The organism is Streptomyces aurantiogriseus, from assembly GCF_014649375.1.
Taxonomy (GTDB): Bacteria; Actinomycetota; Actinomycetes; order Streptomycetales; family Streptomycetaceae; genus Streptomyces; species Streptomyces aurantiogriseus.
This window is the reverse complement of sequence record NZ_BMSX01000002.1, coordinates 256,619-272,030: the sequence shown is the minus strand read 5'-3', so window position 1 is coordinate 272,030 and position 15,412 is coordinate 256,619. Positions and strand designations below refer to the sequence as shown.

At 70.9% G+C, this 15,412-nt stretch carries 12 protein-coding genes; all 12 read right to left on the bottom strand.

From position 1 onward, the window contains the following. Positions 1–12: 12 nt before the first annotated feature. The 12 genes from IE263_RS04705 to IE263_RS04650 all read right to left on the bottom strand — a co-directional run bounded on the left by IE263_RS04705 (position 13) and on the right by IE263_RS04650 (position 14,924). The gene (locus IE263_RS04705; RefSeq protein WP_189932486.1) at positions 13–2,517 is read right to left on the bottom strand and encodes a PQQ-dependent sugar dehydrogenase; all 2,505 of its coding nucleotides are present in this window, start codon (positions 2,515–2,517) and stop codon (positions 13–15) included. Between the two features lie 91 nt (positions 2,518–2,608). After that, positions 2,609–3,607: a sugar phosphate isomerase/epimerase family protein gene (locus IE263_RS04700; RefSeq protein ID WP_189932484.1), complete on the bottom strand. Its 999-nt coding sequence runs from the start codon at positions 3,605–3,607 to the stop codon at positions 2,609–2,611. 14 nt (positions 3,608–3,621) lie between these two features. Continuing rightward, complete coding sequence (locus IE263_RS04695) at positions 3,622–4,848, bottom strand: Gfo/Idh/MocA family protein (protein WP_189932482.1); 1,227 nt, start codon at positions 4,846–4,848, stop codon at positions 3,622–3,624. Positions 4,849–5,173: 325 nt separating this feature from the next. Further along, positions 5,174–6,232: a substrate-binding domain-containing protein gene (locus tag IE263_RS04690; protein WP_189932481.1), complete on the bottom strand. Its 1,059-nt coding sequence runs from the start codon at positions 6,230–6,232 to the stop codon at positions 5,174–5,176. 17 nt (positions 6,233–6,249) lie between these two features. Next, positions 6,250–7,266, bottom strand: a complete 1,017-nt coding sequence (locus IE263_RS04685; RefSeq protein WP_189932480.1) for an ABC transporter permease — start codon at positions 7,264–7,266, stop codon at positions 6,250–6,252. Further along, positions 7,263–8,786: a sugar ABC transporter ATP-binding protein gene (locus tag IE263_RS04680; protein ID WP_189932479.1), complete on the bottom strand. Its 1,524-nt coding sequence runs from the start codon at positions 8,784–8,786 to the stop codon at positions 7,263–7,265. Before IE263_RS04680 ends, IE263_RS04685 begins: the two co-directional genes overlap by 4 nt. A 240-nt stretch (positions 8,787–9,026) precedes the next feature. Continuing rightward, on the bottom strand, positions 9,027–10,208 hold the full coding sequence (locus tag IE263_RS04675) for an ROK family transcriptional regulator (RefSeq protein ID WP_189932478.1): 1,182 nt from the start codon (positions 10,206–10,208) through the stop codon (positions 9,027–9,029). Positions 10,209–10,676: 468 nt separating this feature from the next. Next, complete coding sequence (locus IE263_RS04670; RefSeq protein ID WP_189932477.1) at positions 10,677–11,354, bottom strand: GntR family transcriptional regulator; 678 nt, start codon at positions 11,352–11,354, stop codon at positions 10,677–10,679. Between the two features lie 161 nt (positions 11,355–11,515). Beyond that, positions 11,516–12,463 carry a beta-ketoacyl-ACP synthase III gene (locus IE263_RS04665; protein WP_189932476.1) on the bottom strand — a complete coding sequence of 316 codons (948 nt, stop codon included), beginning with the start codon at positions 12,461–12,463 and terminating at the stop codon, positions 11,516–11,518. 182 nt (positions 12,464–12,645) lie between these two features. Continuing rightward, positions 12,646–12,789 (bottom strand): MFS transporter small subunit, encoded by a 144-nt coding sequence (locus tag IE263_RS04660; RefSeq protein WP_189932475.1) that lies wholly within the window; start codon positions 12,787–12,789, stop codon positions 12,646–12,648. Then, positions 12,749–14,095: an OFA family MFS transporter gene (locus IE263_RS04655; RefSeq protein ID WP_189932474.1), complete on the bottom strand. Its 1,347-nt coding sequence runs from the start codon at positions 14,093–14,095 to the stop codon at positions 12,749–12,751. The genes IE263_RS04660 and IE263_RS04655 overlap by 41 nt, the downstream gene beginning before the upstream one ends. 163 nt (positions 14,096–14,258) lie before the next feature. Beyond that, positions 14,259–14,924 (bottom strand): TetR/AcrR family transcriptional regulator, encoded by a 666-nt coding sequence (locus IE263_RS04650; protein WP_189932472.1) that lies wholly within the window; start codon positions 14,922–14,924, stop codon positions 14,259–14,261. Positions 14,925–15,412 lie beyond the last annotated feature (488 nt).

The window sequence follows — 15,412 nt, the reverse complement described above, 5'->3', positions numbered from 1 at the left end:
GAGAGCCTCCTCTCAGCCCGTCGCGAAGATGAAGTCGTCCACCTCGTACAGGGCTCCGGATCCGCTGCCCTTGAAGACGAGGTAGAGGGTGGTGGTGCCCCGCGGGGCGCGGGACAGGGCGGCGGTGACGTCCTGGAAGGTGTCCCAGCCGCCGGTCACCGGCACGGTCGCCTTGCCGAGGAGGGTGCCGGTCGCCGAGCCGGCGCGGACCTCGAGGGTGCCTCCCGTGCCCGCGGACGAGACCCGGGCGGTGATCTTCTTCGCGTCGCTGAGCACGTACGGGGTGAAGGAGATCCAGTCTCCGCGGGAGATCTCGCCGACGGTCCGGCCGCCGTGCGCCGCCTCGCGCGGGGTCACGGTGACGCCGGAGGAGTCGCCGAAGTGCTCGGCCTGGCGGTGGCGGGGCTGGAGGACGTTCTGGTCGTGCGAGGTGAGCGCGGCCTGGCCGCCGCCTCCGCCGTCGGTGTACTCGGCGTCGAACACGCCGAAGATGTTGGCGTCGTCGTCATGACCGCCGTCGGCGCTGGTCTGGATGGTGCCGGTGCAGCCGTTCGCGGAGGTCACGGGGTGGCCGTGGCTGTCGTGGCCGAGGACGAAGGTGACCTTGACCTTGGCGCAGTCGATGGTCCGGTCCTCGGGATCGGTGACCCGCACCTTGAACGGGATGGCGTCGCCGAAGCTGAACAGCTGGCCGTCCTTGGGGAGTTCGAGCGTCACCTTGGGCGCGGTGTTGCCGACCACGATCTGCACGCTCGCGCTGCCGGTGCGGCCGCTCGGGTCCTTCGCGGTCACGGTCGCCGTGTAGGTGCCGTTCTTCTTGTAGCGGTGCGTGGGGTTCGCCGCCGTCGACGTCCCGCCGTCGCCGAAGTCCCAGCTGTAGGTGAGGGCGTCGCCGTCCTGGTCGGTCGTGCCGGCGGAGGAGAAACGTACCCGCAGCGGTGCCTGGCCGGAGGTCCGGTCGGCCGCGGCCTGCGCGACCGGGGAGTGGCCGTCGGTGGCGTTCTCGATGCGGTACAGGGCCGAGTGCTCGTCTCCGCCGAACCAGGAGATGCCGTAGTCGAGGACGTACAGGGCGCCGTCGGGGCCGAAGGCCATGTCCATGATCTGGGTGCCGGACCACGGGACGTCGTTGATCGACTGCACGGTGCCGTCGGCGTCGCTGGTGATCCGCTTGATCCAGCGGCGGCCGAACTCCCCGGCGAAGAAGTCCCCGTCGTACGCCTCCGGGAACTTCACCGGCGAGTCGAGCGCCGGGTCGTAGTGGTAGACGGGGCCGCCCATCGGGGACTCGGAGCCGTCGCCGAACTCGGGCACCGAGGCGCCGTCGTACGGGATCCAGGCGGGCTGAGCCGGGGGCAGGTCGGTGAGGCCGGTGTTGTGCGGTGAGGTGTTCTTGGGGGCGGCGCAGTCGAACGGCTCACCGGATACACCCGTCGCGAAATCGTATGCGATATACGGGTCATTGTCGCCCGTGCAGAACGGCCACCCGAAGTTCCCCGGGCCGGTGACACGTGCAAACTCGACCTGACCGGCCGGTCCACGCGCCGGGTCGGCGGCGCCGGCGTCGGGGCCGTAGTCGCCGACGTAGAGGATGCCCGTCTCCTGGTCGACGCTGAACCGGAACGGGTTGCGGAAGCCCATCGCGTAGATCTCGGGCCGTGTCTTGTCCGTGCCGGGTGCGAAGAGGTTGCCGTCGGGGACGGAGTACGAACCGTCGGCGTTCACCTTGATGCGCAGGATCTTGCCGCGCAGGTCGTTGGTGTTGCCGGAGGAACGCCGGGCGTCGAAGGCGGGGTTGCGGTTCGCACGCTCGTCGATCGGCGTGAAGCCGTCCGACTGGAAGGGGTTGGTGTCGTCGCCCGTCGACAGGTACAGGTTGCCGGCCGCGTCGAAGTCGATGTCGCCGCCGACGTGGCAGCACAGGCCACGGGAGGCCGGGACGTCGAGGATCTTCGTCTCGCTCGCGATGTCCAGCGTGCCGTCGGTCTTCAGCACGAACCGGGAGAGGCGGTTGACGCCGTCGAAGGGCGCGAAGTCGGCGGCTGTACCGGTCTCCGGGGCGTCGCCCGCCGGGGTGTTCAACGGGGGTGCGTAATAGAGGTAGATGAAGCGGTTCGTGCTGAACTCCGGGTCCACGCCGATGCCTTGGAGGCCTTCCTCGTCGTGGGAGTACACGTCGAGCTTGCCCGCCAGGCGGGTGTTGCCGGCGGCGTCGGTGAGGCGGAGTTCGCCGTCACGCGAGGTGTGCAGGACGGAGCGGTCGGGGAGGACGGCGAGCGACATGGGCTCGCCGACCTCGGCCTCGCCCTTGGCGAGGGTGACCTGCTGGAAGTCCTCCGCGGCCGTGGGTGCGGCTGCCGGGTCGGCGACGGCTGCGCCGGCCTGGGGTGCGGTGAGGGTGAGGGACGCCCCTGCCAGCAGGGCTCCGCTCAGCAGGGCGATCGCTCTGCGCAGGGAGGGGCGTCGTCTGTGGGTCGCGGTTCTGCCGGTGCGGGTGGTGCGGTCGTTCCCGTGCACGGGTGCCTCCAGAATGGGGCCGGTTGTACATGCGGGTGCTTGCGCCGGGATGCGCCGTCATCCCGGAGACAGAAGAGCGGTTCCGTGGGGATCAGTTGCCGAACGCCGCGTCGAAGGAGGCCGACGGCGGCTCGAAGTCGTAGGCCTTGAGGCGGGTCAGGGCCTCGGGGGCGCCCTGGAGCCGGTCCATGCCGGCGTCCTCCCACTCCACGGAGACGGGACCCTGGTAGCCGATGGAACGCAGCATGCGGAAGACGTCCTCCCAGGGGACGTCGCCGTGGCCGGCGGACACGAAGTCCCAGCCGCGGCGCGGGTCACCCCAGGGCAGGTGGGAGCCGAGCCGGCCGTTGCGGCCGTCGAGGCGCTTGCGGGCCTCCTTGCAGTCCACGTGGTAGATGCGGTCGCGGAAGTCCCACAGGAAGCCGACCGGGTCCAGGTCCTGCCAGACGAAGTGGCTGGGGTCGAAGTTGAGGCCGAAAGCCGGTCGACGGTCGACTGCATCCAGGGTGCGTACAGTCGTCCAGTAGTCGTATGCAATCTCACTCGGGTGGACCTCGTGCGCGAACCGCACGCCCTCCGCGTCGAAGACGTCGAGGATCGGGTTCCAGCGCTCGGCGAAGTCCTCGTAGCCGCGGTCGATCATCGTCTCCGGGGCGGGCGGGAACATGGCGACCAGGTGCCAGATGGCGGAGCCGGTGAAGCCGATGACCGTGTCGACGCCGAAGGCGGCCGCGGCGCGCGCGGTGTCGGCGATCTCGGCGGCGGCCCGCTGCCGGACACCCTCCGGTTCGCCGTCGCCCCAGATGCGGGCGGGCAGGATGGCCTGGTGACGTTCGTCGATGATGGCGTCGCAGACCGCCTGCCCCACCAGGTGGTTGGAAACGGCCCAGCACTTCAGGCCGTACTTGTCGAGCAACGTCCGCCTGGAGTCGAGGTACGCCGGGTCGGTGAGGGCCTTGTCGACCTCGAAGTGGTCGCCCCAGCAGGCGAGTTCGAGGCCGTCGTAGCCGAAGTCGCGGGCGAGGCGGCAGACCTCTTCCAGGGGAAGGTCGGCCCACTGGCCGGTGAAGAGCGTGAACCTGCGGGGCATGTTGCGAGCCCTCCTCAGTCGGCGATCGGGGTGTAGGCGGAGTTCTTCTCGGCGCTCTCCTCCACCGCCGCGAGGACGCGCTGAACCTGGAGTCCGTCGGCGAAGGAGGGTTCGGGCCGACGGCCCTCGGCGATGGCGTGGACGAGGTCGCGGGCCTGGTGGACGAAGCTGTGCTCGTAGCCGAGGCCGTGGCCCGGGGGCCACCAGGCGTCCAGGTAGGGGTGGTCGGGTTCGGTGACGAGGATGCGGCGGAAGCCGGCGTGCGTGCCCGGTTCGGTGGCGTCGTGGAACCACAGCTCGTTGAGGCGTTCCAGGTCGAAGGCCAACGAGCCGCGCTCTCCGTTGAGTTCGAGGCGCAGGGCGTTCTTGCGGCCGGTGGCGTAGCGGGTCGCCTCGAAGGAGGCGAGGGCACCGGAGGCGAAGCGGCCGGTGAACAGGGCGGCGTCGTCGACGGTGACCGTGCCGGTGCCGGCGCCCGTTCCCCCCGCGGCCAGGCCGCTGGTCGCCCCGCCGGGCAGCGGCCGCCGACGTACGAACGTCTCGGTGAGCGCGGAGACACCGGCCAGGCGCTCCCCCGCGAGGTGCTGGGCGAGGTCGACGATGTGGGCGCCGAGGTCGCCGAGGGAGCCGGAGCCGGCCAGTTCCTTGCGCAGGCGCCAAGTGAGCGGGAACTCCGGGTCGTTGAGCCAGTCCTGAAGGTACGTCACCCGTATGTGACGCAGGGTGCCGAGCCGTCCCTCGGCGACCATCCGCCGGGCCAGGGCGGTGGCGGGGACCCGGCGGTAGTTGAAGCCGACCATGGCCGACTGACCTCGTTCGTAAGCGCTTTCAGCGGCGTGGGCCATGGCCTCGGCCTCCTCGACGGTGTTCGCGAGGGGCTTTTCGCACAGGACGTGCTTGCCGGCGGACAGCGCGGCGACGGCGATCTCGGCGTGGCTGTCGCCGGGCGTGCAGATGTCGACGAGGTCGATGTCGTCGCGTTCGATCAGCGCCCGCCAGTCGGTCTCGGTCGCCGCCCAGCCGTGGCGGTCGGCCGCCGCACGCACGGCGGCCGCGTCACGGCCGCAGAGCGCGGCGAGCACCGGACGGCGGGGCAGGTCGAAGACACGGCCCGCGGTGCGCCAGCCCTGCGAGTGGGCGGCGCCCATGAACGCGTAGCCGACCATGCCGACGCGGAGCGGTGGCTTGCCGGCCTCGGTGCCGGCCTCCTCCGGTCCCGCTGACTGCTGCGGCTGTTCCATGCAGGTGTCCTCCTGGTCGTCGTGGCGCGGTGGGGGGTGGGGCCTGCGCGGTGGGTGGCGCGGGCTGTTCGTGTGCGGGCGCCTCAGGGGAAGGTGGTCGCGTGGGCGCGTCCGAGCCGTGGGACGGGACGGACCCGGGGCCGAGGTCGATCGGGGGTTTCTGCCCGGCGGACGGCACGGGTGGCCCTCCCCGGCGGTGCGCCTCGCCGGAAGACGGCGCTTTCCGTCGGCGTCGGACCGACCTGCGTGCCCCGGCCGAGTCCGGTGCCCCCAGCCCCGCGCACCGTCCTGCGGCCACCGCCCTCCCTCGGCCGCACCGCGCCCCTCACCGGAACCCGGTCGACATGTACTGGTCGACGTTCTCCTTGTCGACGACCGCCGAGTAGAGGGTGATCGAGGCCGGGATCTCGTACTCGGCGAGGCCGCCGACGCCCTTGCCCTGGCCGAGGGCACGGGCGAGGTCGATGGCGGAGGCGGCCATCGTGGGCGGGTAGAGGACGGTTGCCTTCAGGACGCCGTTGTCCTGTTTGATCGCCTGGAAGGCGGAGAGGGCGCCCGCCCCGCCGACCATGAGGAAGTCGTCGCGGCCGGCCTGTTCGATGGCGCGCAGCGCGCCCACGCCCTGGTCGTCGTCGTGGTTCCACAGGGCGTCGAACCTGGGCTGCGCCTGCAGGAGTTGGGCCATCTTGGCCTGCCCGGACTCCACCGTGAACTCGGCGGCCTGGCGGGCCACTTTCTTGATGTTGGGGTAGTTCTTCAGGGCGTCGTCGAAGCCCTGGGTGCGCTGCTTGGTGAGTTCCAGGTTGTCCAGGCCGGCCAGTTCGATGACGCGGGCGTCGGCCTTCCCCTTGAGCTTCTCGCCAATGTAGTGGCCGGCGTTGAGGCCCATGCCGTAGTTGTCGCCGCCGATCCAACAGCGGTACGCCTGCGGGGTGTTGAAGATGCGGTCGAGATTGACGACCGGGATGCCCGCGCGCATCGCCTTGAGGCCGACCTGGGTGAGGGCCTTGCCGTCGGCGGGCAGGACGACCAGGACGTCGACCTTCTTGTTGATGAGGGTCTCGATCTGGCCGATCTGCTGGGCGGTGTCGTTCGAGCCCTCGGTGATCTCCAGGGTCACGTCGGAGTACTTCTTCGCGCGGCTCTTGGCGTTGTCGTTGATGGCGTTGAGCCAGCCGTGGTCGGCCTGGGGTCCGGCGAAGCCGATGGTGACCTGCTTGCCGGGCTTGTCGTCGGCGGCCGGCCGGTCGTTCGCAGCCGGCTCCTCGTCCTTGGGATCGTTGCTCGTGCAACCCGTGAGGAGGGCGCCGGCCGAGACGGCGGCGGTCCCGAAGAGCAGTCCTCTGCGACTCGTGAAGCGGCTCGTGAACGTCGGCTCTGGCATGGCGGTGAACCCTTTCCTCAGGTCGTGCTCGCGGTACGGCGCTGGACCAGCACGGCGGCGACGATGATCGCGCCCTTGGCGATCTGCTGGACGTCGCTCTGCAGGTTGTTCAGGGCGAAGATGTTGGTGATCGTGGTGAAGATCAGGACGCCGAGCACGGAGCCGGTGATGGTGCCGCGGCCCCCGCTGAGCAGCGTTCCGCCGATGATCGCGGCCGCGATGGCGTCGAGTTCGTAGAGGTTGCCGTTGGTGTTCTGGCCGGAGCCGGACAGGATGATCAGCAGGAAGGCGGCGATGCCGCAGCACAGTCCGGACAGCAGGTAGAGGTAGAGCCGCTGGCGGCGTACGTCGATGCCGGCGAGCCGGGCGGCCTCCGCGTTGCCGCCGACGGCGACGGTGCGCCGGCCGAAGGTGGTGCGGTTCAGCAGCAGCCAGCCGATGATCGTCACGACTGCGAACACCATGACGAGGGGCGGCACACCGAGCACGTACGCGTCGCGCTCACCGAGGTCGAGGATGCCGTCGACGGTGACGATCTGCGTCTTGCCGTCGGTGATCTGCAGGGCGAGTCCGCGGGCCGAGGCGAGCATGGCGAGCGTGGCGATGAACGGGACCATCCCGCCGTACGCGATGAGCAGGCCGTTGACGAGCCCGCAGCCCAGGCCGACGAGGACGGAGGTGAAGAGGATGCCGCCGAAGCCGTACTCCTGGGTGGCGACGGTGGTCGCCCAGACGGAGGCGAGGGCGACGATCGCTCCGACGGAGAGGTCGATGCCGCCGGAGGTGATGACGAAGGTCATGCCGACGGTGACGACGCCGATCACCGAGGCCTGGGTGAGGACGAGTTGGAGGTTGCGGGTGTCGAGGAACTCGTCGGGCTTGGTGACGCCGCCGATGACGATCAGCGCGGCCAGCACGCCGAGGAGTGAGAGGGTACGGACGTCGGCGCGGGCCACGAGGCCGCGCCAGGCGGGGAGGGGGACCTGGGGCACCTTGTCGGTGCTGCCCCGCGGCGGGGAGACGGGCTGCGTCATGACGCCGGGCTTCCTTCCATGACGAGGTCGAGTACGCGGTGTTCGTCGAGCTCACGGGCGGGGGCGGTGTGGACGACGCGGCCCTCGCGGAGCACCAGGACGCGGTCGGCGAGGCCGAGCACCTCGGGGACCTCGCTGGATACCAGCAGCACGCCGAGGCCTTCATCAGCCAGTCGACGGACGACTGCATACAGTTCGGCGCGGGCACCGACGTCGACACCCCGCGTTGGTTCGTCGAGCAGCAGAACGCGACAGCCCCGCAGTATCCAGCGCGCCAGGACGGCCTTCTGCTGGTTGCCGCCGGACAGGGTGCGCACCGGAACGGACGGGTTGTCGGGCCGCAGCGACAGCTCACGGGTGGCGGCGCGGGCCGCGTCGCGTTCGGCGCCGCGGTCGATCCAGCCGGCGCGCGAGAAGCGGGAGAGGGAGGAGACGGAGACGTTGCGGGTGACGGACTCCAGCATCAGCAGGGCCTGGGCCTTGCGTTCCTCGGGGGCGAGACCGAGCCCGGCGCGTACGGCCGACCGTACACTGCCCGGCCTCAACGCCCGTCCGTCCACGACGACCTGACCGGCCGTCGCCTTGCGGGCGCCGTAGATCGTCTCCAGGATCTCGGAGCGTCCCGAGCCGACCAGTCCGGCGAGGCCGACGATCTCCCCGGGGTACAGGGTCAGGTCGAGGGGTTCGAACTCGCCGTCCCGGGCGAGGCCGCGCACCTCCAGCAGCGGCTTCCCGGCCGCCGGCGCGTCCGTCACAGGCCGCTCGGGGAAGACGTACTCGACGTTGCGTCCCGTCATCAGCGCGACGACCTCACGGGTCGGTGTCGTCTTCGCGGGCAGTGCCCCGGCCACCGCCCGGCCGTCCTTCAGCACGGTCACCCGATCGCCGATGCGCCGGATCTCCTCCAGTCGGTGCGAGATGTAGACGACGGCGACGCCGTCGGCGGTGAGGTCGCCGACGATGCGGAACAGGTTGTCGACCTCGTCGGGGTCGAGGGCGGCCGACGGCTCGTCCATCACGATCAGCCGGACGTCGTGCGAGAGGGCCCGCGCCATGGAGACGATCTGCTGCTGGGCCGCCGACAACTCGCCCACCAGACGGGCCGGGTCGATCTCCGGATGCCCAAGTCGATGCAGCAGGGCGGCTGTTGAGGCACGTGCGGCCTTTCCCCGTACGACGAAGCCGGCGGTCGTGGGTTCGTGGCCGAGATGGACGTTCTCGGCCACCGACAGGTGCTCCACCAGGTCGAGTTCCTGGTAGATGGTGGCGATGCCGAGGCGCATCGCGGCGATCGGCGAGCGCAGGGTGACGTCCTCCCCGCGCCAGCGGATCGTGCCGCCGTCGGGCTGGTGGGCGCCGGCCAGAACCTTGATCAGGGTGGACTTGCCGGCGCCGTTCTGGCCCAGCAGGCAGTGCACTTCGCCGGCCTGGACGTCGAGGTCGACGCCGTCCAGGGCCCGGACTCCGGGGAACGACTTGGTGATGCCGGACATGCTGAGAAGCGGTGGTTCTGGTGCCATGTGGGTTCCCCTCGGCGGGCGTGCGGGCCGGAGTCAGGGCGGAACGCGGGGTGTAGGGCGTTTCCGGGCAGGGCAGAGCAGGGCGCTGTGCTGGTGGTGTGGTGCGAGGAGGGTGCTGATGGGGGTGTGCGTGCCGTACGCGGTGGGGGTTCTGCGGTATGTCGTACGCGGAGGGAGTGGTGCGGGGATGTGCCGTACGCGGAGGGAGCGGTGCGGGGATGTGCCGTACGAAGTCGGTGTCTACGCGGGTGAGAACAGGTGGTCGCTGATCAGGCGGGCCGCGCCGATCACGCCGGCGGTGGGGCCCAACTCGCCCAGGACGATGGGCAGGTTGCCGGTCGCCAGGGGCAGTGACTGGCGGTAGACCTGGGTGCGGATGGCGGCGAGCAGGGTGTGGCCGAGGCCGGTCACACCGCCGCCGATCACCACCAGGCCGGGGTTGAAGAACGAGACGAGTCCGGCGATGACCTGGCCGACGCGGTTGCCGCCCTCGCGGATCAGGTCGAGGGAGGTGGCGTCGCCCGCGGCGGCCGCGGCGGCGACGTCGGCGGCGGTGAGGCCGCCGTTCGTCTCCAGCCGGGTCGCGAGTTCCGCCGAGAGGCCCTGCTGGGCCGCCTCCACGGCGTCGCGGGCCAGGGCCGCGCCGCTGAAGTGGGCTTCCAGGCACCCTCGGTTGCCGCAGGCGCAGGGGCGGCCGTCGGGCACGGCCTGGATGTGCCCGATGTCGCCGGCGCTGCCGGTCGTCCCGCGGTGGACCTGGCCGCCGACGACGATGCCGCAGCCGATGCCGGTGCCGATCTTGACGCAGAGGAAGTCGCCCACGGAGCGGGCGACGCCCGCGTGCTGCTCCCCCATCGCCATCAGGTTCACGTCGTTGTCGACCATGACCGGACAGCCGAGTTCCTGGCTGAGCGCCTCCCGCACGGGGAAGCCGTCCCAGCCGGGCATGATCGGCGGCGCGACCGGTACGCCCTCGGGGAAGCGGACCGGGCCCGGGACGCCGATGCCGGCGCCGTCGAAGCCCTCGGCGAGTCCGGTCGCCCTCAACTTCGCGGCCATGGCGAGGACCTGCTCGAAGACCGCGACCGGTCCCTCACGCACGTCGAGGGGCTGGTTGAGGTGTCCGAGGGTCTCCAGTTCGGCGTTGGTGACCGCGACGTCGACCGAGGTCGCGCCGATGTCCACGCCGAGGAAGCGCAGTCCGGGGTTGAGCCGGACGTTGTGGGAGCGACGGCCGCCGCGCGAGGCGGCGAGTCCGTCGGCCACGACCAGCCCCGTCTCCAGCAGCCGGTCCACCTCCACGGCCAGCTTGGACCGTGACAGGTCGATCTGATCACCCAGCTGCGCACGGGAGTTGGGGCCGCCGTCGCGCAACAGCTTGAGCAGACGGGCCTGATGCGCGTTCGCGGGTCGTGCCGTCATACGTCTCACGAGCCCCTCCCCGCCTCGATCGGCCGCCTGCTGTCGAGCTTTCGAGGGGAACGTAGCAGCGGTTACCGGGGGTGGGAAGAAGTCGTGCACGGATTGCCGCCAACTTTCTCCACTCGCAGGACAAAGACGTGCGGCCAGGATGCCGGTGAGGGCACGGCACGAGACGGCCTGACGCCTGCGAAGGCCCGCTTCCGAATGGCGCGCCGACCACACGCCCGCGCGTTTCGGGTGAACGGGTGCGACGGGAATCGCGGCGCCGAACTCTGCGAAATTTTTGCGGAGTTGCAAAGACCGCTCGCCTAACGGGCCCTGTGCACAGGAGTTCGCGAGCAACGCCCTTGAACTCGCTGTATCCGAGCCCTGTTGCCCGACGGCTGGGTCCACGTCCTCGGCGAGGTGCCGGGCCGGGACCTGCGCGCCGTCGGGCACTCGGGCCGCAGAGCGACCCCGGCCGACGGGCTACGCCCCCTGGCGCGCGTGGTAGGAGCGGCGCGTGTGCTCCGTGTGCTCACGCATGAGCTGCGTGGCGCGCTGCTCGTCGCCCTCGACGATGGCGGCGATCAGATCCCGGTGTTCGATCCAGGACTGGTGTCCGCGCTGCCGCGCGACCGGCGTGTAGTACCAGCGCACCCGGCGGTCGACCTGCGCCGCCAGTTCGGCGAGGACCGCGTTGCCCGCGAGCTCCATGATCTTCGCGTGGAAGCGGGCGTTGAGGGCGACGGCGGCGTCCACGTCGTCGGAGGCGACGGCCAGCATGCCCTGCGCCAGGATCTCGTCCAGGGCCTCGATACCGGACTTGTCCGCGTTCCTGGCGGCGAGCCGGGCGGCCTCGGCCTCCAACAGGGTGCGCACGGTGAGGAGTTGATCGGCCTCCTCCTCGGTGGGCTCGTGCACGAAGGCGCCCTGGGCGGGCCGCAGGTCGACCCATCCCTCGGTGTTCAGCCGCTGCAGCGCCTCGCGTACGGGCTGACGGGAGACGCCGAGGTGCCCGGCGAGTTCGCTCTCGACGAGGTGCTGGCCGGGTTGCAGCGCACGGGTGGTGATGAGTTCGAGCAGCGCCTCGTAGACGCGCTCGCGCAGCGGGCCGGGGCGTTCGAGCTTGGGCACCGCACCCTGCGGCAGTCCTGTCGACAACATCGGTCGGTCCCCCTCCTGGGCAGCGCCGGGCGCCTGCGGCCGGATAGCCAGTATCGATTGTCTTTCGTCTACAGTCTACGGCTCACTGTAGCCAGAGCCGGGCGCAGTTGACCGCGTCACACCGTCGCTCGGCCACCTTCGCGGCCGTACGACACAGCCGCTCACGGGCAGCGTACGACCTGCCCGGCGTACGACAGGTTCCCGCCGAAGCCGAACAGCAGCACCGGATCGCCGGTGGAGATCGCCCCCCGCTCCACCAGCTTGGAGAAGGCGAGCGGAATGCTGGCCGCGGAGGTGTTCCCCGATTCGGTGACATCGCGGGCGACGACCGCGTTGACGGCGCCGATCTTCTCCGCGAGGGGCTCGATGATGCGCAGGTTCGCCTGGTGCAGGACGACGGCGGCGAGGTCCTCGGGAGTGAGTCCGGCCCGCTCGCAGGCCTCCCGGGCGAGCGGCGGCAGTTGGGTGGTCGCCCAGCGGTAGACGCTCTGCCCCTCCTGCGCGAACCGGGCCGGCTGCCCCTCGATGCGCACCGCGTGCCCCATCTCGGGCACCGACCCCCACAGCACCGGCGCGATACCGGGCTCGGCACCGGCGGGACACGCCTCGACCACCGCCGCGCCCGCCCCGTCACCCACGAGCACGCAGGTGGTGCGGTCGCTCCAGTCCGTCACCTCGGACATCTTGTCGGCCCCGATCACCAGGGCCCGGCGGGCCCCGCCCGCCCGCACGGTGTGGTCGGCGGTGGCCAGGGCGTGGGTGAACCCGGCGCACACGACGTTGACGTCCATCGTGGCCGGCCGCGGGATGCCGAGGCGCGCGGCGACCCGGGCGGCCATGTTCGGCGAACGGTCCACGGCCGTGGAGGTGGCGACCAGCACCAGGTCGATGTCGGCGGGCGCACGGCCGGCCGCCGCGAGCGCCTTGGCGGCCGCGTGCGCGGCCAGCTCGTCCACGGGCTCGTCGGGCCCGGCGATGTGGCGCGTACGGATGCCCACCCGGCTCCTGATCCACTCGTCACTGGTGTCGACCATGCCCGCCAGGTCCTCGTTGGTGAGTACCTTGGCGGGCTGGTAGTGGCCGACGGCGGCGATGCGCGAGCCGTTCATTGGGTGATCCCCTCGGTGCCGTGGGTAGCGGGATTCACCAGTCTGATCAGTGACTCACGGGTACGCGGGCGCGTGAAGCGACAGGAAACGGGTGCCGGGGTTGTCGGCTTCCCTCTAACCCGCGGACGCCCGAGCGGTGCACCCCCGGGCGTGCGGCACGGCACCGGCCGACCGCCGCGCGCTTACCCGGTGAACAGCTGCGTCGCCTTCCGTACGAGCTCGTACAGCCCGTAGGCGAGCGGTGCCCCCACCCACAGCCAGGCGAAGGCGATCAGCGGCCGCCGGTCAGGCGGACTCGGGCTGCTGGGGCTGGTGGGGTGCGACATCGGCGGCCTCCCTCGGGGCGGGGACGTGGTGGTGGCGGGCGTGGACGGGCCGGACGAGTTCGTTCGCGACGAAGCCGACGGCGAGCAGCCCGATCATGATGAACAGGGAGAGGGTGTAGAGGGACGAGCCGTCCTTGCCGGCCTCCTCCTGCCGGTCGGCGATCCAGTTCACGATCAGCGGGCCGAGGACACCGGCCGTGGACCAGGCGGTGAGCAGCCGCCCGTGGATCGCGCCGACCTGGTAGGTCCCGAACAGGTCCTTCAGATAGGCCGGGATCGTGGCGAAGCCGCCGCCGTAGAAGGAGAGGATCACCAGCGCGCACAGGATGAACAGCGGCTTGGAGGAGTCGCCGACCAGGGCGATCAGCCCGTACATCAGGGCGCCGACGCCCAGGTAGACGCGGTAGATGTTCTTCCGGCCGATCAGGTCCGAGGTGGACGACCAGCCGATGCGGCCCGCCATGTTGGCCGCGGACAGCAGGGCGACGAAGCCCGCGGCGGCCGTCACGGACACCGGGGTGGAGGTGCCGGCGAAGAAGTCCGTGATCATCGGGGCGGCCTTCTCCAGAATCCCGATACCGGCGGTCACGTTCATGCAGAGCACGACCCACAGGCACCAGAACTGCGGGGTGCGCACCGCGCTGCGGGCGGAGACCTGCACCCCCTGCCCGGCGCTCGGCCCGCCGCCCGCGACCGACTCGGTGGCGCGCGGCACCCGCACCAGCAGGACACCCAGCGTCATGAAGACTGCATACGAAATCCCGTGGACGAGGAACGCGACAGCGATCCCGGAGGGGTCGGCGCCGAACGACTCCAGCATCTGGGCCGACCAGGGCGAGGCGATGAGCGCGCCACCGCCGAAGCCCATGATGGCGATGCCGGTGGCCATGCCAGGGCGGTCCGGGAACCACTTGATCAGTGTGGAGACGGGCGAGATGTACCCGATGCCGAGGCCGATGCCGCCGACGAAGCCGTAGCCGAGGACGATCAGCCAGTACTGCTCGGTGGCGGCGCCGAGCGCGGAGATCAGGAAGCCGGACGAGAAGCAGACCAGGGCGACGGTCATCGCCCAGCGCGGCCCGTTGCGTTCGACGAGCGTGCCACCGAAAGCGGCGGACAAACCCAGCATGACGATGGCGAGCTGAAAGGGCAGCGCGCTCTGCGTGCCGCTGAGGCCCAGCGCGGATTCGAGCGGCGGCTTGAAGACGGACCAGGCATAGGCCTGCCCGATGGAGAGATGGACCGAGAGAGCGGCCGGGGGGACGAGCCAGCGGCTCCAGCCGGGCGGCGCGATGGGGGGACTCATGAGTCCGGAACGGTAGGAAGGATCACGCCCGTTGAAAAGGCGGCGCGTCGACGGTATGCGGTGAACGGTATGCGGGCTGCGACGAGCGGTCGGCCCACGCCGGGTTCCTCATCCCGTGACGGATTCCGCACGGGATGACGGGTTCCTCACGGAGTGACGGCGCTCAGCGATGCGTGTCCGAACCCGTGGCGAGCAGTCCGTTGACCACGAGCGCCGCCAGCGACTCCGCCGTGGCCGTCAGCTGCTCCGGCGTGGCCGGCTCGGGCCTGCCCAGGCGCCGCGCCAGAGGCATGTCCAGCATGCCCGAGACGGGCGGGATGACGGCGAAGAACAGCACATGCATCGGAATGGGGGCCATGCGCCCGGAGGCGACGAGCCGCTCGATGCTGGGCACCAGGGTCTGCAGGGTCGGGGCGATGTAGCGCTCGTACAGGTAGTCCAACCGCTCCGTGTCCTGGTTGAGTTCGTCGACGAGGAGCCGGGAGATCAGCGGCGCGTCCGCCGCCGTCCGGTAGAAGCCGGTGATGATCTGCCGCAGCCGCTCGGCGTCGTCCACCGAGGGATCCGCCTCCGGCAGCCGCGCCAGCTGCGACCCCAGAGCGAAGTCCACCACCGCACGCCAGAAGGCCGCCTTGGAGCCGTACCGGTCGTTGATGAAGTTGTGGCTGACGCTCAGGCGGCGGGCCAGTTCGCGGGCGGAGGCACGGTCGTAGCCCAGTTCCGCGAAGGCTTCGAGCCCGCGCAGCAGGATGCTGGCCTCGTCGGGCACGGCGGGAGTGTCCGCGCCGGGCCGCCCCGGCCGTCGAGCGGCTTCGACCCTTGCTCCCATGCATGCCTCCCTGACTTCCTGCCGGTCTGTCCGCACCCATCCTAGGGGCGCGGACAGTTACTTGACACCCGTCAGATTGAGGCTAATCTGACAGGCGTCAGAGAGGCTTCCGGTCAGAAGTGAGAGCGACATGACCGCACAACACCCGCCCGCCCGCCCCCCTGAGCGAGTGGCCTGCCCGGACACGCCGCGCCAACGGCCGGGCACGCGAAAAACTCAACCGTCAGACCCGGTACTGGCAGACCTTCTCCCCCTGCCTCGGCCCAGGCAGCTCGCCGCCAGGCGCTCTAGAGGCCGGGGCCGGGGCCGGAACTGATCGCGGCCGTCCTTCCCGGCGGCATCGTTCGCCGGCGCACCGCGGGAGCCGATCGCTCGGACGTCCCGGCGGCCTGATCCTGCGCACCTCGCGTGCGCGCCCAGCGGCCTACGGCAGACGGCAAACGGCAAACGGCAAACGGCAAACGGCTCCGACCACGCATGCCCCACCG

What these genes read in the sequence shown, in the direction of transcription:
- IE263_RS04665 (WP_189932476.1), bottom strand. Translation starts at nt 12,463, where the DNA reads ATGAACGGCTCGCGCATCGCCGCCGTCGGCCACTACCAGCCCGCCAAG.
- IE263_RS04660 (WP_189932475.1), bottom strand. Translation starts at nt 12,789, where the DNA reads ATGTCGCACCCCACCAGCCCCAGCAGCCCGAGTCCGCCTGACCGGCGG.
- IE263_RS04685 (WP_189932480.1), bottom strand. Translation starts at nt 7,266, where the DNA reads ATGACGCAGCCCGTCTCCCCGCCGCGGGGCAGCACCGACAAGGTGCCC.
- IE263_RS04695 (WP_189932482.1), bottom strand. Translation starts at nt 4,848, where the DNA reads ATGGAACAGCCGCAGCAGTCAGCGGGACCGGAGGAGGCCGGCACCGAG.
- IE263_RS04670 (WP_189932477.1), bottom strand. Translation starts at nt 11,354, where the DNA reads ATGTTGTCGACAGGACTGCCGCAGGGTGCGGTGCCCAAGCTCGAACGC.
- IE263_RS04650 (WP_189932472.1), bottom strand. Translation starts at nt 14,924, where the DNA reads ATGGGAGCAAGGGTCGAAGCCGCTCGACGGCCGGGGCGGCCCGGCGCG.
- IE263_RS04690 (WP_189932481.1), bottom strand. Translation starts at nt 6,232, where the DNA reads ATGCCAGAGCCGACGTTCACGAGCCGCTTCACGAGTCGCAGAGGACTG.
- IE263_RS04700 (WP_189932484.1), bottom strand. Translation starts at nt 3,607, where the DNA reads ATGCCCCGCAGGTTCACGCTCTTCACCGGCCAGTGGGCCGACCTTCCC.
- IE263_RS04655 (WP_189932474.1), bottom strand. Translation starts at nt 14,095, where the DNA reads ATGAGTCCCCCCATCGCGCCGCCCGGCTGGAGCCGCTGGCTCGTCCCC.
- IE263_RS04675 (WP_189932478.1), bottom strand. Translation starts at nt 10,208, where the DNA reads ATGACGGCACGACCCGCGAACGCGCATCAGGCCCGTCTGCTCAAGCTG.
- IE263_RS04680 (WP_189932479.1), bottom strand. Translation starts at nt 8,786, where the DNA reads ATGGCACCAGAACCACCGCTTCTCAGCATGTCCGGCATCACCAAGTCG.